Below are 17,688 nucleotides of genomic sequence, written 5' to 3' on the forward strand. Positions count from 1 at the left end.
TTCGGTGAAGTTGATGTGTGCTGGGTCACGTTCGAGTTGAATGGTCTGACGTGCGGCAATACACGCGGCGACGCGTGGGAAAACGGCGGACACGTTCTGCGGGGGGTGCGAAGTGGGTGTTTCCAGGAGCAGCGGGACCACCGACGAGCTCGGGCCGGACGAGGATTCCGGCGGCGTGCCCCCGGGGCGCTCCGCGGACCCCGGGCCCCCGGCGGGCGAGGGCGGCACAGCCGGTGAGCCCCCCGGGTCCGAGCTGCTGGCCGCGCTGCTCGACGGCATGGACGCCGCGCTCTGCGCGTTCGACGCGGCCGGCACGGTCACCCACTGGAACCGCGAGGCCGAACGCGTCCTCGGCTGGTCGGCGCGCGAGGCCGTGGGACGTCACGGCTTCGCGGGCTGGGCGGTGCGCCGGGCCGACGCGGACGAGGTGCAGAAGCGGCTGATGTCGGCCATGGACGCGCCGGGGCGGCAGGTGCACGAGTTCGCGCTGCTGCGCAAGGACGGCGGCCGGGTGCTGGTGCGGACCCAGTCAGCCGGGGTGCGCGGCGCGGACGGGAAGCCGGCCGGGGTGTACTGCGCGTTCACCGAGGTGCACGCCCAGATCGACCTGGAGCGGGCCATCGCGCTGAGCGAGGCGCTGTTGGAGGACGCCTCCTGGGGTGTGGTCCTCCTCGACGTCGACCTGCGCCCGACGGTCGTCAACGCGTACGCGGCCCGCGCGCTCGGCGGGGCCCGTACGGCCCTCCTCGGCCGCCCGCTCGGCGACCTGGTGGTCGAGGGCGTGGAGGAACTGGAGGCGGCCCTGCACCATGTGCTCGCCGAAGGCGCCCCGAGCGCCCCGGCCGAGCTGTGGGTCACCCTGCGGACGGCGGAGGGCGAACGCCGCCGGTGCTGGCGCAGCGGATACCTGCGGCTGGCCTCGCCGCTGACGGAGGAACCGGTCCCGCTCGGGGTGGGGTGGCTCTTCCGGGACGTCACCACCGGCCGGCTCGCGGAGCGGGAGGCCGACCGGCTGCGGTTCCGGACGAGCCAGCTGCACCGGGCCGCCCGTACGGCCTCCGAGTGCGAGGACCCGATGGAGGCGGCGACCTCCCTGCTGGACTTCGCGCTCGCCGGGTTCGCCGACCACGTCCTGGTCGACCTGGCCGCCGGCGAGCGCCTGGTGCGTACGGCCGCCACGCCCTTCGACGCTCCCGGCCCCTGCCTCCCGGTGTCCGGCGGCGCCGTCCCGGCCCGCTACGGCCCCGGCCATCCGGCCCTCCAGTCGGTCGAGCGCACCGGCTCCGTCCGTACGAGCGCGGGCGCCGGAGCCGCCGCCCAGGCCTGGGCCGCGGAACGCCGCTGGCCCCGGGACGCGGCGCACGCGCTCTGCTCGGTGCTCCGGAGCCGGGGCCGGACGCTGGGCGTGCTGACGTTCCTCCGCGCGGCGAACCGGTCCGCCTTCGAGCACACCGACGCGGCGTACGCGGAGACGGTCGCCGCCCGGGTCGCGGGAGCGGTCGACCTGGCGCAGGTGACGGCGGGGACGTAGGCGGGCGGGATCTCGCCGCGTCCCTCCACCAGGGGCCGCACGCCGGTCCCGCATCGGCGCACGCCGGTCCCGCCCGGCGAGCTCGGCAGGGGCACGAGGCGGGCCGGGCAGGGGAACGAGGCGGAGCCGGGCCCCGCTTCGGACAATCCGGTCCGGCAAAGCGGCTGTGCGCGGGGCGGCGCGGGGCTGGGCTGCGCAGGGCGGGGCGGGGTGGGGCGGGGCGCTCAGTGGCGGTAGAAGATCCGGTCGCGGTACTCCGTCATGACCCGGCCGTTCCACTCGTGGCCGCCGTCGACGTTGCCCGAGCGCAGCATCGGCGGCTCGATGCCCCGGGCCACCAGCCGCTCGACGGCGGCGGCCAGCATCGCCTGCATGATCGCGCTGGTCACCACGGTCGAGGCGGGGGCGAAGGGGGCGTCGACGCCGGGAGACGTCAGCTCCGCGTCGCCGATCGCGATCTTGCTGTCCAGGACGATGTCGCAGTGGTCGCGCAGGAAGCCGCCCGAGGCGTGCCGGGAGCGGGTGCCCTCCGCGTACGCGACCGAGGTGAGGCCGATGACCTTCAGCCCGAGGGCGCGGGCGTTCTGCGCCATCTCGACCGGCAGGGCGTTGCGCCCGGACAGCGAGACGATCACCAGAAGGTCCCCGGCGGTGGCGGGGCTGGAGTCCAGGACGGCCGAGGCGAGCCCGTCCACCCGCTCCAGCGCCGAGCCGAGCGTGGCGGGCATGACGTCCACGCCGACCGCGCCGGGCACGGTGAGCAGGTTCATCAGCGCCAGGCCGCCCGCACGGTAGACGACGTCCTGGGCGGCCAGCGAGGAGTGGCCCGCACCGAAGGCGAAGAGCCTGCCGCCGGCCTCGACGGTGTCCGCGACGGCCGCGCCGGCGGCGGCGATGCTGTCCGCCTCCTCGTCCCGCACCCGCGTCAGCAGGCCGATCGCCGCATCGAAGAACTGACCGGCCAGCTTGCTGTCGCTCATCGGGAGAGCCCTTTCGGCGGGGATGGGGACGGGGTGGGGCGCGTGGTGGGCCGGGCGCCCCGAGGGGCGGGGACGCCGGTGCCGCCGATCACGTTGCGGTCTGGACCAGTGGCCTGTCAATAGCGCCTCGTGGCCCCGGCCGCACGCTCTTCCACCGGTCTTCCACCGGGGCGGCACGGTTGTCGGCGCCATGCGTCAGAATTGGTACAGGGCCATCGCACGACGTTTTCTAGTCACAGCATCGAGGGGCACGTATGTCCGGACTGATCGACACCACGGAGATGTATCTCCGCACCATCCTCGAACTGGAAGAGGAAGGCGTGGTCCCCATGCGCGCCCGCATCGCCGAACGGCTGGACCAGAGCGGTCCGACCGTCAGCCAGACGGTGGCCCGCATGGAGCGCGACGGGCTGGTCCAGGTCGCGGGAGACCGCCATCTGGAGCTGACCGAGGAGGGCCGTCGCCTCGCCACCCGCGTCATGCGCAAGCACCGGCTCGCCGAGTGTCTGCTCGTGGACGTCATCGGTCTGGAGTGGGAGCAGGTCCACGCCGAGGCCTGCCGCTGGGAGCACGTGATGAGCGAGGCGGTGGAGCGGCGGGTGCTGGAGCTGCTGCGTCACCCGACGGAGTCGCCGTACGGGAACCCCATCCCGGGCCTGGAGGAGCTGGGCGAGAAGGCGGAGGCCGATCCGTTCCTGGACGCCTCCATGGTGAGCCTGGCCGACCTGGACCCGGGCGCCGAGGGCAAGACCGTGGTGGTGCGGCGGATCGGGGAGCCGATCCAGACCGACGCCCAGCTGATGTACACGCTGCGCAGGGCCGGGGTGCAGCCCGGGTCCGTCGTCAGCGTGACCGAGTCGCCCGGCGGGGTGCTGGTCGGCTCCAGCGGGGAGGCGGCCGAGCTCGGCTCCGAGGTCGCCTCGCACGTCTTCGTCGCCAAGCGCTGACACGGCTGCCGCTCCGCGCCGCTGCGGCTGCCACTCGGCCTGGCGTGGTTGCCGCCCGGCCTAACGTGGTTGCCGCCCGGCCTGGCGTGGTTGTTGCCGACGCCGACGCGTTCGCCGCCCCGGGGCCGGTCCGGTGATCGGCCGCCGGCCGGTGACGGCAACACAACCGTGATGTGCGCTTTCCGATTTCCGTCCGGAATGGCAGCGGCCGGACGCGTCACATGCCAGGCTGAGGCCAGGCAGAGGACCTGGGGTGTCGGCCGGCTCCGGCCGGCACGGTCGGGGAGGGAGCAGGGAATGCGCCCGTCGTACCAGCTCGCGCACCGCACGGTGCCCGGAGCGCTTCTCCGCGCCCGGATCCCGGCCGGGGCGGGGCGGTTCGCGCTGCGGCCCGGCATCGTTGTCGAGGGTGCCGGGGTACGTCCCCGGACAGGGGGCGGCCCCGGCGTCCGAAGGCGCCGGGGCCGTTCCTCCCCTGTGCTGACCCGGAGCCCCGAGCTCTCAAGGTCAGTTCCCGCGGGCCCCTGTCCCCGAGCGGCCCGCCTCCCGCTGAAGATCTCCCCAGGCCGGTCGGCATCAATCCTTGACGGGTGTCACTCGAACGTGGGGTCTTGGGTGGCGGACCCCCGCTCTCGAATATGAGTTCGATAACCTGGCGAGGTGCGACCACACGGTGATCGAGGACCAGAAGGGGGTGCCAGGACTATGGTGCGGCGCATCGATGTGACCGGAACCGACGGCGTACGCCTCGCGGCATGGGAGTTCGCCGATCCGCCCAAGGGGCGCGCGGAATCGGAGAGTGCTCCAGGGGTCTTACTCCTGCACGGGCTGATGGGCCGGGCCTCGCACTGGGCCCCCACCGCCCGCTGGCTGGCCGAACGGCACCGCGCGGTCGGCCTCGACCAACGGGGCCACGGCCGCAGTGACAAGCCCGCCGACGGCCCGTACACCCGCGACGCCTACGTCTCCGACGCCGAGGCCGCGATCGAACAGCTCGGGCTCGGTCCCGTCACCGTCGTCGGCCACGCCATGGGAGCGCTCACGGGCTGGCAGCTCGCCGCCAAGCGCCCCGACCTCGTCCGCGCCCTCGTCGTCTGCGACATGCGGGCCTCCGCCCTCGGGGCGGCTTCCCAGCGCGAGTGGAGCGACTGGTTCGACTCCTGGCCGCTGCCCTTCGCCACCCTCGCCGACGTACGGAAGTGGTTCGGCGAGGACGACCCCTGGGTGGAGCGGCCGAACCCCTCGCGCGGGGCTTTCTACGCGGAGGTGATGGCCGAGCGGGAAGACGGCTGGCGCCCCGTCTTCTCCCGCCGCCAGATGCTCCGCACCCGCGCCACCTGGGTCTTCGACGCCCACTGGGAGGAGCTGGCCCAGGTCCAGTGCCCCGCGCTGGTGCTGCGCGGCCTCGACGGGGAGCTGGGCCGCGCGGAGGCCCAGGAGATGGTCCGGGTCCTGCCCCGCGGCCAGTACGCGGAAGTGGCGGACGCGGGCCACCTCGTCCACTACGACCAGCCGGAGGGCTGGCGGGCCGCGGTCGAACCGTTCCTGGAACAGGTGAGGGCTGCCCCGGACGACCACGAACCGGCCTCCTCGTAGCCCACGGACGACCACGAACCGCCCCCCCCGTAGCCTCCGGCTGACCTGACCTGACCTGACCGGCCCGGCCGCCCCCGGGTTCTCAGCCCTTGCTGACCGCCGACAGGATCTCCGGCAGCCGGGCCGCCGTGCGCCGCGCGGCGATCCGCAGCCCCGCCCACCCGACGAGCGCCCCGTACAGGAGCCCGCCCGGCACCAGGAGCCACAACGCGTCGTGGTGGTCCGTGACGTGCATCCAGATGATCGGCGCGATCGCCGGCGCCGCCAGCAGCCCGGCGGCCAGCATGCCGCCGAGGATCGAGATCCAGGCCAGACCGCCCTGCCCCGGCACCACGTTCTTGAACGCGCCCTCCTGCGGAATCGAGTACGGGAACAGCGCCGACGCCACCGCGCCCGTCGCCAGCATCGAGCCCAGCAGCGCGAACGACAGGCCCAGCGCCCCCGGCAGCGACCGCCAGTCACCGATCACCGCCGCCGTCACCCCGCACACGAGCAGCGTGAACGGCAGGGTCAGCAGCAGCAGGACCAGCGCCCGCGCCCGCAGTTCGACGTACGCGTCCCGGGGCGAGGAGATCGTCAGCGCCACCATCCAGAAGGCCGAGGTGTCCTGGCCGAACTGGTTGTACATCTGCATGCCGAGCATCCCGGCGGCGAAGCACGCGAAGTAGACCGAGCCGGTGCCCTGCACCGCGTTGAGCAGCGGCACGATCGCCCCGACCGCCAGCGCCGTCACCCAGGCAGCTTTGGTCTTCGGGTCCCGGGCCACGTACCGCAGGCCGCGCTGCATCACCGTCGCGGTGCGGCCCTCCGGCAGCAGCGCCGAAAGACCGCCCCGGCCGGACTCCTCACGGGCCGGCTCCGCCGCCGCCAGGGTCGAACCGTCCGGCGAGGTCATCAGCCTCACCATGCTCCGCTGCCACATCCACATCAGCGCCACCAGGGCCGCCACCGTGATCAGCACCTGGAGGGCCGCGGCCCCGTACGCACCGTCCGACGCCGTCTCCACCGCCCCCACGGCGGAGGCGCCGGGCAGCCAGCGGACCACGTCGCCCGCCGGTTCCAGCGTGGAGAGCCCGCCGGACTGCCCGAGCCGCTGCGCGCCGAAGTTGACGAACTGGATGCCCACCGCGATCACCAGACCGCTGAGCACCGCGAGGTCGCGGCCCTTGCGGGAGTTCAGCAGCCGGACGTTGGCCGTGGTCACCGCCCGGGACAGGGCCACGCAGAGCAGCATCGTCAGCGGGACCGCGAGCACCGCGAACAGCACGCCCGCCGCCCCGTGCGCCAGCGCGATGACCGAACCGGCCACCAGGCACAGGGTGAACAGCGGGCCGATGCCGATCATCGAGGACACCAGCAGGGCCCGGATCAGCGGCTGGGGCCGCAGCGGCAGCATCACCAGCCGGGTCGGGTCGAGGGTGTCGTCACCCGTGGGGAAGAACAGCGGCAGCACCGCCCAGCCGAGCGCCACGACACCGGTCAGCAGCACCACGACGGTGCCCGCGTGCTCGTCGCCGCGCAGCAGGACCAGGCCGAGCACCTGTCCCGCGGCGAGCAGCAGCGTGAAGACCAGGGAGGTGATGAACACCGCCTTGCGCCCGGAGGACTGCCGCAGCCCGTTGCGCAGCAGCGTCAGCTTGAGCCGGACGAAGATCGGAGTCAGCCCCGTCGTCGGCGCCGCCGGGGCGGCCGGTGCGACCGGGGCGTCCAGCACGCTCATCGGGAGCCGCCCAGCCAGTCGAGGGAGTCGCCGGCGTCCCGGCCGCCCGCGCCGACCAGTTCGAGGAAGGCGTGCTGCAACGAGGGGGCGTCGCCGCGCACCTCGTCCAGTGTGCCCCGCGCCTTGATCCGGCCCGCCGCCATCACGGCGACCCAGTCGCACAGCGACTCGACCAGCTCCATCACATGGCTGGAGAAGACCACGGTCGCCCCGGACCGGGTGTAGCGCTCCAGCACCCCCCGGATGGTCTGCGCCGAGACCGGGTCCACGCCCTCGAACGGTTCGTCCAGGAAGAGCACTTCGGGGTTGTGGAGCAGAGCGGCGGCGAGCCCGATCTTCTTCCGCATGCCGGTCGAGTAGTCCACGACCAGCTTGTGCTGCGAGCCCGCGAGATCCAGCACGTCCAGCAGCTGGGTGGCCCGCTTGTCCACCTCGTCCCCCGGCAGGCCGCGCAACCGCCCGTTGTAGGCCAGCAGTTCACGGCCCGAGAGCCGCTCGAACAGCCGCAGCCCCTCCGGCAGCACCCCGATCCGGGACTTCACCTCGACCGGATCCGTCCACACGTCGTGGCCCGCGACCTCGATCTTTCCCATGTCGGGCCTCAGCAGCCCGGTGACCATCGAGAGCGTCGTCGTCTTGCCCGCCCCGTTGGGCCCCACCAGGCCGATGAACTTCCCTGCGGGCAGCTCCAGATCGATCCCCCCGACGGCGACCTGATCCCCGAACCGCTTCCACAGCCCCTGTACGCGGACGGCGGGCCGAGCCTCGTGGGCACCGCCCGTCCCCGCGTCTGTCTCCGTACGTGCATCTGCCCGGTCCGGCATGGCACAGCCTTTCGATATCCCCATAGATGGGGACCACCCTACGAAAGGCCCTGGCCGGAGCCCCAGGAGACGCCGTCCGGGCGCTACGGAACGACGCGCGTACGGGCGTCGGTCGCCTCCCGCGCGCAGGCGTACGCCAGCGGGCTGATCAGCTCCTCCACTTCGGGCAGCCAGCGGTTGGCATGCGTGGGCTGCCGGGCCCACTGCACGGCCCCCCGGGCACCGACCCGGGTGGGCGGTGCGGCGATGTAGTGGCCCTCGCCGCGGCCGGTCAGGTCGATCGCCTCGGCGTTCCAGCCGAGCCCGCGCACCAGCTCGGAGGCCTTGGCGGCGGCGCCCGGCAGGACGAAGAAGAGCATCCGGCGGTCGGGCGTGCGGGTCACCGGGCCCAGCGTCAGGTCCATCCGCTCCATCCGGGCCAGTGCCAGGAACCCCGCGGATTCCGGGACCTCCAGCGCGTCGAAGGCCCGGCCGGCCGGCAGCAGTACCGAGGCGCGGGGCTGCCTGCTCCACATGCGCCGGGCGGCGGCCCCGCTGCCGGTCGCCCGGCCCGCCCAGTCGGGCCGGTCCGCGTGGGCCCCGGGCAGGGCGCAGTCGGCGTCGCCGCACGAACACCGCTCCCCGCCGCCCACCGCCTCCAGCCAGGTGCCGGGGAACACGTCCCAATGACGCTCTTCCGCATACCGCACCGCGGCGTCGAGCAGATGCCCGACGCGCTGCTGAGGGACCTGTACGGCTTCCGTGACTCCGATGGGCTTTTCCACGCCCGGCACAACTCCCGCCGTCACCTGGGGTTACGGCCTCCCCTGAACCGGGGACCGGCGCATCGAAGCCGCACGCGGGGCGCATCGGTGCACGAGCGGGGGCGCGCGTGAGGCCTCGCACCGAAGGCGGGGTAACCACCTCCAGGACCGCCGCCCAGGGCCGCTCCCCGGCCTCCAGGACGGTGCAACGCGCCATGTCCGTACCGAATGCCGATGGAATATGCGCATTTCTTGTGTATGTGACGGGCAGTGATCCCTTCCACCGATCACTGCACATAACCGATGCTTCAGGGGGACATATGGCTGCAAGGCCTCTCGTAGCCCGCCAGCCCAACGAACGGCTCCAGACGCTCATCCAGGAAGCCGCCTGTTCCAACGCGGGCCTGGCGCGCCGCGTGAACATGGTCGGGGCCGAGCGTGGTCTCGATCTGCGCTACGACAAGACCTCCGTGGCCCGGTGGCTGCGGGGACAGCAGCCCCGGGGCCGGGCCCCGGGCATCATCGCCGAGGCGCTGGGCCGCAAGCTCGGCCGTACGGTCACGATCGACGAGATCGGCATGGCCAACGGCAAGAACCTGGCCAGCGGCGTCGGCCTCCAGTACGCGCCGACGGTCGCCGGGGCCGTCGAGCAGGTCTGCGAGCTGTGGCGCAGCGACGTGGGCCGCCGCGACCTGCTCGCCGGGTCGGCGGTCGCCGCGTCCGCGCTGGTCGAGCCCAGCCGGGACTGGCTGATCTCGGGTCCGGACGCGCAGGTCGAGCGGACGGCGGGGGCCCGGGTCGGGATGTCCGACGTCGAGGCGGTGCGGGCGATGACCGCCGCGCTGACCGACCTCGACCACCGTTTCGGCAGCGGCCATGTGCGGCCGGTGCTCGTGCACTACCTCAACAGCGTGGTCTCCGGGCTGCTTTCGGGGGCGTACCGCGAACAGGTGGGGCGGCAGCTGTTCGGCGCGGTGGCCCGGCTCGCCGAGCTCGGCGGCTACATGGCGGTCGACACCGGCCAGCCGGGCCTGGCCCAGCGCTACTACATCCAGGCGCTGCGGCTCGCGCAGGCGGCGGGCGACCGGGCGTACGGCGGCTATGTGCTCGCCGCGTCGATGAGCCACCTCGCCGCCCAGCTCGGCAACCCCCGTGAGATCGCCCAACTGGCGCGCGCCGCACAGGAAGGGGCCCGGGGGCACGTCACCCCCCGCGCCCAGGCGATGTTCTACGCGGCGGAGGCCCGGGGGCACGCGCTGCTCGGTGACGCCCGGACCTGCCACGCGGTGTCGGGGCGGGCGGTCGCCGCGCTGGAGCAGGCGGGCCCGGAGTCCGGCGACGACCCGGCCTGGATCGCCCATTTCGACGCGGGCTACCTCGCGGACGAACTGGCGCACTGCCACCGGGACCTGGGGCAGCCGGAGGCGGCGGCCCGGCGGGCCAAGGAGGCGCTGGCCGCGCTGCCGGAGACCCGGGCCCGGCGCCGGGGCATCGCGCTGGTGCTGCTGGCCTCGGCCCAGGTGCAGCAGCGGGAGGTGGAGCGGGCGTGCCACACGGGGACCCGGGCGATGGAGTTGCTGGCGACGGTGCGTTCCAGCCGGGGTGCCGAGTATCTCGACGACCTCCAGCAGCGGCTCACGCCCTACGGCGAGGAGCCCGCGGTACGGGAGTTCGGCGAGCGGCTGGAGCTCCAGGCGGCCTGAGAGGACACGGGTCGCCGATGCGGTCCGGGCCGTGTTCGCGGCGGCCCGGCCGTTAACAGCGTCGCGGGGCGGCGTGATGTTACCCGCCCTGTGAAGGGGTCGTGAGGGGCACCACGCGCTTGGCGGAGGCGGGCGACCACCCGATAGCGTGAGCCGACGGTTCCGTAGGTTCACACGTAGGAGTCCTGGTGACGCAGAGCGGACAGGGCGGCGAGCACGAGCTCCCCGCCGCACGACCCGCGCACGAGGGTGTCGTGCTGCCTGCCGACGGAGGAGCCCCCTGGACCCCTGGGGCGCCCGGTGCCGGGCAGGGCGGGCAGCAGGGCGGGCAGGCGGCGCCCGCGGGCGGTCAGCCGTGGGGCGGGCAGTGGGGGCCGCAGTCCGCCGCCCCGTCGCAGCCGGGCCAGCAGGCGCAGGGGGCCTACGGCTACCCGCCGGCGCAGCCGCTGCCGCCCGCGCAGCAGCCGCCGGGCCCGGAGGCGTACCAGCAGCCCGGGGCGTATCAGCAGCATCAGCAGCCTCAGCAGCCCGGCTCCTACCAGCCGCAACAGCAGCAGCAGTCCCAGCAGCCCCAGCAACCTGGTGCCTACCAGTCGCAGTACCCCCAACCGCACCAGAGCCCCCAGCAGCACCAGGGCCAGCTCCAGGGCCAGCAGCACCAGCCGCCGCAGCCCCAGCCGTACGCACAGCCGCTGCCGCCGGAGGCCGGACCGGGCGGACCGGCCGGACCGGGCGGTCAGAGCGGACCGGGCGGTCAGAGCGGGCAGGGTGCTCCGGGCGGTGACGCGGACGCCACGCAGTTCATCGCGCCCGTCCCGGGCGGCCCCGGCCCCGTGGGGGCCCCGCAGGGCGGCGGCGACGCCGACGCGACGCAGTACATACCCCCGGTGCCCGGAGGGGCCCCGTACGGGATCAGGCCGGGCGCGCCGGGGGACCGGCAGCCGCCCGCGGAGTTCGACAACCTGTTCCGCAGCGAGGAACCGGCGGGCGCCACGCAGCAGATGCCGCAGTTCGACGCGGGGCAGCAGCCCCCGCAGGCGTACCAGCAGCAGCCCCCGGCCCCGTATCAGCAGCAGGGCCACCAGCCCCACCAGTCCCAGCAGCCTCACCGGCAGCCCCAGGGCGGCCAGTTGCCGCCCCAGGCGCCCGGGGGCTACCCGTCCGGCCTCCAGGGCCTTCAGGGCCGCGCGGAGCACGACGGCCCGGCCCCGCAGCCGAGTGGCGGCGCCCCGCGCCGGCGGTCCGCGCATGTCCCGCTGATCGCCGCCGTCGTCGTGGGCTGCGCCGTCATCGGACTGGGCGCGGGCGCGCTGCTGAGCGGTGGCGACGATTCCGGCAAGGACGACAAGCAGCCGGTTGCCGCGCAGAGTTCACCGGTCGCGGACCCCACCACCGAGGCCGCGCCGCCCGATCCGGCGAAGCCGCAGGCCGAGGCGCTGGACAAGTTGCTGGCCGACAGCAACAACAGCCGGGCCGCGGTGATCAGCGCGGTCGAGAAGATCAAGTCCTGCAAGGACCTGGACCGGGCGGACGCCGACCTCAGGGGCGCCGCCCAGCAGCGCCGCGACCTGGTGACCCGGCTCGACGGCCTGACCGTGGACAAGCTCCCGCAGAACGCGAAGCTCACGGCCGCGCTGAACCGGGCGTGGAAGGCGTCGGCGGCGGCCGACGACCATTACGCCACCTGGGCGCGGCAGGCCAAGAAGAACAAGTCCGTCTGCAAGGGCGGCAAGGCCCGGTCGACGAACGAGACGGCCAAGGCGAACAACCAGAGCGGGGTGGCCACCCAGGCCAAGCGCGAGGCGTCCACCCTCTGGAACGCGATCGCGGTGAAGTACGGCCTCACCAAGCACACGCCCACCGAGCTCTGACGCCGGGGTCCCGGGGCGGCCCTCAGCCGCGCGGGGCGTCCGTCAGGGTGTCCGAGACGTCCACGAAGCCCTTCTTCTGGGCGGTGAGCCGGCCCTCGCGGACCACCTGGAACGTCACCTTCGTGTTGACGATGCGCGGGTAGCTCAACGTGCCGACCAGGTCCTTGAAGCGCCAGCGGAGCGTCGGGGTCAGACCGCCGGTGTCGACCTCGACGCCCCCGTTGAGGGCGGCCACGACCCGGCCCGGCGTGACCTCCTCGTCGTCGATCGCCCGGACGGCCGCCCGCAGTGCCGTGTACGCGATCCACGTCGTCTGCACGGCGGTGTCGTCCGGGTCGATGCGGTTGTCCCCGAAGGCGTACTTCCCGACCACCTCGCGCATCTCCTTCCAGCGCGCGTTCCTCGCGTCCGGGTACCAGCCGGTGACGTAGGCGCCCTCGAAGGGGCTGTTCGGGCCGCCCGTGCGGTCGATGAGCGGCTGGCTGACGCTGCCCAGCACGGAGGAGATCCTGACCTGCTCGCCGTCCGGCTCCAGGCGGCGGAAGGAGTCGAAGAACGTCTCCGTACGGGCGCCGAGCACCGCCGTCACACAGCCGCCTTCGGACCGTTCCAGCGCCTGCGTGGCCTGCTCGTCGTAGGACGTGGCGTCCAGCGGGGCCAGGATGTCGGTGGAGGCGGGCCGGTCGGCGGCCATCAGCCCGTTGTTGAGGAGCGGCGGCATGCCGTCGCCGCCGATCGAGTCGGGCCGCACCAGCGAGACCCGCTCGCAGCTGCGGCTCAACTGCTGTCCGTGCCCGGCCAGCAGCGCCGGCTGGCCGCCGTTGACGGGGTACGAGAGGTAGCTGCTGAACTCCTCGGTGGAGGCGCCGTAGCCGCCGATGTAGGGGACGCCACCCGCCTCCAGCGCCGGCATGAAGCTCTGTCCGTGGCGGCTGTAGGAGCCGACGACGGCGGCCACCTTCTTCTCGACGGCCTCCCGGGCGCACCGCTCGGCGCCGAGCGGGGTGTCGCCCTCGTCGCAGACGACCACCTTCAGCTCGCGCCCGTCGATGCCGCCGGTGTCGTTGACCCAGCGGGCGTACGTCTGCGCCATCGCGGGCACCCCGGACATCTTCACCGCGTTGATGTCCTCCGAGCGGTCGGGCGCCCAGGTCATCACGGTGACGGGCCCCCTGGACCCCCCCGAGGCCCCAGGGAGCACGCCGCAGCCGGACAGCAGCACCGCCCCCGCCGCCGCCGCGCTGATGACGCCCGGGAAGGGGCGGGGAAAGGTGGGGCGTCGCCGTCCGGTCATGGACCAGGACCCTTCCGGGCCCCGGGTAACGGCGCGGTGTGCCGTTCTCAACGCATGGTGACGTCCAGGTGAATTACGGGGGCCCGTGCGGAGGCGCGGTGAAGGAACGTACGATCGACGACCGTGCAGCAAGGTTCGGAGAACTCTTCCCGTCGCGGCCGTCGCTCCTCCACCATGGGCGGCATGCCGCTCACTGACATGCCGTGGTGGCGCTGGCGCACCAACGTGCGCTCGGCGCTGCACATGCTCTCCGACCCCGCCTTCCACCACGAGTGCTGGCTCGCCGGCCGGGAAGGGTACGGGGACGTCACCGACGCCGTGTACCGCCTGGTCGAGGACACCTGGCTCGACAACTGGTCCGCCGAGAAGTACGTCGGCACCATATTCAGGGACTCCGCCGAGGCCGCCGCCGTGGACGCCGCCGCCCTGCGGGTGCTGCGGATCATGCACCAGGTCGGCGCGGACGCCCCCGTCTCCGCCTATCTGGAGCACCACGGATGGCCCGAGGCCGTCCACGCGGCCCGCGAGGCCCATGTGATGCTCGCCACCAACGACGCGGAGGATCCGGACATACCGCCGCGCTCGCTGGACGTCATCCGCATCATGACCAGGACCGCCTGAGACACGGCGGGTGTGGCACCCTACGAGCATGACCGCGCCGCAGCCCGCCCTCTCCGCCGCCTCGGACGCCGCCGCGACCGAGCAGTACGTCCTCACGCTCTCCTGCCCCGACAAACAGGGCATCGTGCACGCCGTGTCGAGCTATCTCTTCATGACCGGCTGCAACATCGAGGACAGCCAGCAGTTCGGGGACCACGACACGGGCCTGTTCTTCATGCGCGTCCACTTCTCGGCGGACGCCACCGTGACGGTGGACAAGCTGCGCGCCAGCTTCGCCGCGATCGGTGAGGCCTTCCGGATGGAGTGGCAGATCCACCGGCCCGCGGAGCGCATGCGGGTCGTGCTGATGGTCAGCAAGTTCGGCCACTGCCTCAACGACCTGCTGTTCCGCTCCCGCACCGGGGCGCTGCCGGTCGAGATCGCCGCCGTCGTCTCCAACCACACGGACTTCGCCGAGCTCGTCGCCTCGTACGGCATCCCCTTCCGGCACCTCCCGGTGACGAAGGACAACAAGCCGGAGGCCGAGGCGCGGCTGCTGGAGCTGGTCCGCGAGGAGGACGTCGAGCTGGTCGTCCTGGCCCGCTACATGCAGGTCCTCTCCGACGACCTGTGCAAGCAGCTGAGCGGCCGGATCATCAACATCCACCACTCGTTCCTGCCGAGCTTCAAGGGCGCCAAGCCCTACCACCAGGCGCACGCGCGCGGGGTGAAGCTGATCGGCGCGACCGCGCACTACGTCACCGCCGACCTCGACGAGGGCCCGATCATCGAGCAGGAGGTCGAGCGCGTCGGTCACGACGCGACGCCGGACCAGCTGGTCGCCATCGGCCGGGACGTGGAGTGCCGGGCGCTGGCGCGGGCGGTGAAGTGGCACGCGGAGCGGCGCATCCTGCTCAACGGCCGCCGTACGGTGATCTTCGCGTAGAGAGTGGTCCGGGGGCCGCATGCCGCCTGGCGCTTGCCGCATGCCCTAGGGCCGGACGAGACTTCGCGGACACGCCCTAAAGCCGGCTGAGCGCGGCCGTCGCGAACAGCACGTCGCGGATGGCCTCGCGGTCGCCCTCCTGGCCGGCGGCCGCTTCCACCGGCGAGATGTGGCCCGCGACGAGCCGGCAGAACTCGACCCCGTCCAGGGCGACCTGCGCCACCGCGCGGTCGGGCGAGCCGACGGCGGCCGGGGAGTCCAGCGCGATGTACCAGTCGCCTCCACCGTGGCCCTCGATCTCCAGATGGACCGAGCGGCCCGGCGCACCAGCCGTGACGAGGTCCTTCGCCGGTCCGGCCAGTCCGGCGCGGCGGCGTCCCGCCACGGCGGCCGGAAGCATCCGGGCCGCCAGGTCGATCATCCGGTGCAGATGGGCCGCGGACGGGGCCCGGTACGGGTAGTCGACGGCGTCGGCGATGTCCCCGCCGTGCACCCAGCACTCGAAGGCGCGGTCCAGAACCGCGTCCTGGAGCGGCAGGGCGAAGGCCCCGTAGGAGACGGAGGTCTCGGCGACGTTCCGCCCGGCGAAGGACGCCGTACGGATCAGCTCGTGGCTCTGGGCCCGCCAGGGCTCGCGGACGGCCCGGGTGGGCGGCCGGTGCGCCGACGACCAGTACGTCTCGGTGCGTTCGGCGGGGTCCAGCGGCGCACTGTCGCCGAGCGGGTCGTCGAGGCCGAGCGCGGCGGACAGCAGTCCGTCGACCGCCGTCAGATGGGCGATCACGCCGGCGACCGTGGTCCTGCGGCTGACCTCGCGCTCCTCCTCGAACCACCGCAGCCGCACCGGCGCGTGCCATTCGGAGTCCCCGATGTCGCGGAGCAGCGCGTCGAGCCGGGCGGTCTCGGCGTCGTACGGGGCGGCCCACTCCGGCACCGGTATCCGGGCCGGGCGCCGGCCCAGGCAGCCGTCGATCACCCGGGACCGCAGCGTCGGATCGAGGTCGAGGGAGCCGTCGGTGTGCAGCAGCCCCACAGCGTCCCGCAGCCGCAGGGCCTCGTCCGCGCACGGGGCGCACGCGGTGAGGTGGTCCTCCACGGCGGCGGTCTCCTCGGCCGAACAGGCGGACAGGGCCCAGGCGCCGAGGAGGGCCTTGAGAACCCGGTGGGGGAGACGCGGGGCGGAGGTCATGAGCGGCTCAAGCGGCTCAGGGGTGGCCGGTTCGGGTCCGGCCGTCGGATCGGAACCGTGCGCGGACGCGGACTCGGACGCGGGCTCGGACGCGTGCTCGGCCATGGGCTCAGGTCCGTGCCAGGCCACCTGCTCGGCCCCAGGCTCGTTTCCGGGCTCGGCCACGGGCTCGGGTCCGTGCCCGGCCACAGGCTCGGGTCCCGCCTCGGCCACGGGCTCGGCCTCCGGGATCTCCGGCGGATCCGGCTCCGGTACGGACGGCTCCGGTACGGACTGTTCCGGGACGGCCTCGTCGGGGGCGGCCGGTCCGGCCGGCGGCAGGGGAGGCAGCGGCACGGACTCCAGGTCGAGGTCGTCCGCCGCCCCGCGCGGGCCAGGTATCCGGCGGGCGCCGCGCACCTCCTCCTCGCCTCCCTCGCTCTCGCGTCCGCCGTCGCTCACCGGACCCGTCCGTAACCGGGTGGCGAGGCCCCTTCGAGCGGGTGTGCGTTCGCCGTGGAGAGCAGCTGGAGCCCCAGCCGGAGCCGCCGGCGCGCCTCGTCCTCGGTGACCCCGAGGTCGGCGGCGGTCTGCCGGTAGTCCCGGCGATGGATGTACGCCAGCTCCAGGGCCTGCCGCAGCGGCGCGGGCATCGAGGAGACGATGTAGTCCGCGCGGGCGGCGGCCGTGGCACTGCGCACCCGCCGCTCCAGCTCCTCCGGGTCGGGCGCCGCGCCCTCGCCGTGCTCCGCCGCGTACGAGGAGGCCGCCGCGCGGCGCAGCCGCTGGACGGACTGGCGGTGGGTGAGGCGGGCCACCCAGGAGCGCATCGAACCCTGCTTCGGGTCGTACGCCTCGGGGTTCTCCCAGACCTGGGCGAAGACCTCGCGGGTCACCAGGTCGGCGGCGTCCTCGTCGTCGAGCATCAGGTGCGCCTGGCTGTGGACGAGGGCCGCGAACCGGTCGTAGAGCTCGCCGAGCGCCGCCGCCTCGCCGCGGGCCAGCCTCTGCTGCATCCTGCGGTCCCAGCGGGGTGCTGTCTCCTTCGCCATGAACCCCCCAGCCCCCGGCCTGTCACCCAGCTCCGTGTCTGTCCACCCTGTGCCCGTGCCCGTGGGGACCGAATGTAGTCCGCCGGGCGGGCGGCGCACGCGCCTTTGCGGCAACTCTCATCCCGTGGCGCGTGGCCGACGACGCTAGTCGATTTTCGGCCCGGATGCCTCCTGTCCGTTCTGATCAGCGAAAACAGCCCGAAGTGATCCTTTCCGCCGGAAACCTCCTGGGCGTCGGTCGGCGCGGCGGTGTTTCATGGGGGTGCGGTGGGGCAGCCGCGAGAAGGAACGGAAACTTCCGGATTGCCGGGAGCCCCGGAACGAGAGGTCCAGTCGCGTGACGCTGAAGGTGGACGAGGCGGAGCAGGGCGCCTGGACCGTGCTGCGCATGAGCGGCGAACTCGATCTGGTGACCTCGCCCGTCGTGCGCCAGTCCGTCCACGAGGCGGTGGCGGAGGGGCAGCACGATGTGGTGCTCGATCTGTCCGAGGTGTTCTTCTGCGACTCCAGCGGTGTCGGCGTGCTGATCGCCTCGCGTCGGCTGATGAAGTCCTGCGGCGGCCGGCTGCGGCTGATTCTCCCGGCCCGGGGCGCGGAGGACGGTTCGCACGTCAACAAGGTGCTCGGGGCGCTCGGGGTGCGCCGTCTGTTCGACGTCTACCCGGACGCGCGGTCCGCGACCGACGAGGAGTGCAGTCCGCTGAGCGCCTGAG

General features: G+C 73.5%; 15 protein-coding genes. 8 read left to right on the top strand and 7 right to left on the bottom strand.

Going from position 1 to position 17,688, the window contains the following annotated elements; translation table 11 throughout:
* Window positions 1-112 precede the first annotated feature (112 nt).
* Complete coding sequence (locus tag PSQ21_RS20405) at window positions 113-1,531, top strand: PAS domain-containing protein (protein WP_274032062.1); 1,419 nt, start codon at window positions 113-115, stop codon at window positions 1,529-1,531.
* Between the two features lie 224 nt (window positions 1,532-1,755).
* Here the strand turns inward: PSQ21_RS20405 and PSQ21_RS20410 are convergent, their stop codons facing one another.
* Window positions 1,756-2,511: an SIS domain-containing protein gene (locus tag PSQ21_RS20410; RefSeq protein ID WP_274032063.1), complete on the bottom strand. Its 756-nt coding sequence runs from the start codon at window positions 2,509-2,511 to the stop codon at window positions 1,756-1,758.
* Window positions 2,512-2,765: 254 nt separating this feature from the next.
* Between PSQ21_RS20410 and PSQ21_RS20415 the strand changes: the two genes are divergently transcribed.
* Window positions 2,766-3,458: a metal-dependent transcriptional regulator gene (locus tag PSQ21_RS20415; RefSeq protein ID WP_274032064.1), complete on the top strand. Its 693-nt coding sequence runs from the start codon at window positions 2,766-2,768 to the stop codon at window positions 3,456-3,458.
* Between the two features lie 705 nt (window positions 3,459-4,163).
* Window positions 4,164-5,054, top strand: coding sequence for an alpha/beta fold hydrolase (locus PSQ21_RS20420; RefSeq protein WP_274032065.1), 891 nt, complete (start codon window positions 4,164-4,166; stop codon window positions 5,052-5,054).
* Between the two features lie 82 nt (window positions 5,055-5,136).
* On the opposite strand, the gene PSQ21_RS20425 is transcribed toward PSQ21_RS20420, so the two are convergent.
* The 3 genes from PSQ21_RS20425 to PSQ21_RS20435 form a co-directional block, all read right to left on the bottom strand.
* Window positions 5,137-6,774 carry a transporter gene (locus tag PSQ21_RS20425; protein ID WP_274032066.1) on the bottom strand — a complete coding sequence of 546 codons (1,638 nt, stop codon included), beginning with the start codon at window positions 6,772-6,774 and terminating at the stop codon, window positions 5,137-5,139.
* Window positions 6,771-7,598, bottom strand: a complete 828-nt coding sequence (locus PSQ21_RS20430) for an ABC transporter ATP-binding protein (protein ID WP_274032067.1) — start codon at window positions 7,596-7,598, stop codon at window positions 6,771-6,773. Before PSQ21_RS20430 ends, PSQ21_RS20425 begins: the two co-directional genes overlap by 4 nt.
* 83 nt (window positions 7,599-7,681) lie before the next feature.
* Window positions 7,682-8,362: a bifunctional DNA primase/polymerase gene (locus tag PSQ21_RS20435; protein WP_397990061.1), complete on the bottom strand. Its 681-nt coding sequence runs from the start codon at window positions 8,360-8,362 to the stop codon at window positions 7,682-7,684.
* A gap of 299 nt (window positions 8,363-8,661) precedes the next feature.
* Here PSQ21_RS20435 and PSQ21_RS20440 point away from each other — a divergent pair, with 299 nt between their 5' ends.
* Window positions 8,662-10,044, top strand: coding sequence for a transcriptional regulator (locus PSQ21_RS20440; RefSeq protein WP_274032069.1), 1,383 nt, complete (start codon window positions 8,662-8,664; stop codon window positions 10,042-10,044).
* Between the two features lie 188 nt (window positions 10,045-10,232).
* A complete protein-coding gene (locus tag PSQ21_RS20445) occupies window positions 10,233-11,915 on the top strand; it encodes a hypothetical protein (RefSeq protein WP_274032070.1) in 1,683 nt (560 codons plus the stop codon).
* 22 nt (window positions 11,916-11,937) lie between these two features.
* Here the strand turns inward: PSQ21_RS20445 and PSQ21_RS20450 are convergent, their stop codons facing one another.
* Complete coding sequence (locus tag PSQ21_RS20450) at window positions 11,938-13,209, bottom strand: ABC transporter substrate-binding protein (protein WP_274032071.1); 1,272 nt, start codon at window positions 13,207-13,209, stop codon at window positions 11,938-11,940.
* Window positions 13,210-13,383: 174 nt separating this feature from the next.
* Here PSQ21_RS20450 and PSQ21_RS20455 point away from each other — a divergent pair, with 174 nt between their 5' ends.
* Together PSQ21_RS20455 and purU are read left to right on the top strand one after the other, a co-directional pair.
* Window positions 13,384-13,830, top strand: a complete 447-nt coding sequence (locus PSQ21_RS20455; protein ID WP_050361140.1) for an SCO4402 family protein — start codon at window positions 13,384-13,386, stop codon at window positions 13,828-13,830.
* Between the two features lie 28 nt (window positions 13,831-13,858).
* On the top strand, window positions 13,859-14,755 hold the full coding sequence (gene purU, locus PSQ21_RS20460; protein WP_274032072.1) for a formyltetrahydrofolate deformylase: 897 nt from the start codon (window positions 13,859-13,861) through the stop codon (window positions 14,753-14,755).
* Between the two features lie 76 nt (window positions 14,756-14,831).
* Here purU and PSQ21_RS20465 read toward each other — a convergent pair whose 3' ends face one another.
* On the bottom strand, window positions 14,832-16,385 hold the full coding sequence (locus PSQ21_RS20465; RefSeq protein WP_274032073.1) for a zf-HC2 domain-containing protein: 1,554 nt from the start codon (window positions 16,383-16,385) through the stop codon (window positions 14,832-14,834).
* Window positions 16,382-16,975, bottom strand: a complete 594-nt coding sequence (locus PSQ21_RS20470; protein WP_274032074.1) for an RNA polymerase sigma factor — start codon at window positions 16,973-16,975, stop codon at window positions 16,382-16,384. Before PSQ21_RS20470 ends, PSQ21_RS20465 begins: the two co-directional genes overlap by 4 nt.
* Before the next feature lie 337 nt (window positions 16,976-17,312).
* Between PSQ21_RS20470 and PSQ21_RS20475 the strand changes: the two genes are divergently transcribed.
* Complete coding sequence (locus PSQ21_RS20475; RefSeq protein WP_274032075.1) at window positions 17,313-17,687, top strand: STAS domain-containing protein; 375 nt, start codon at window positions 17,313-17,315, stop codon at window positions 17,685-17,687.
* Window position 17,688 lies beyond the last annotated feature (1 nt).

It is taken from the genome of Streptomyces sp. MMBL 11-1, from assembly GCF_028622875.1.
Lineage (GTDB): Bacteria > Actinomycetota > Actinomycetes > Streptomycetales > Streptomycetaceae > Streptomyces.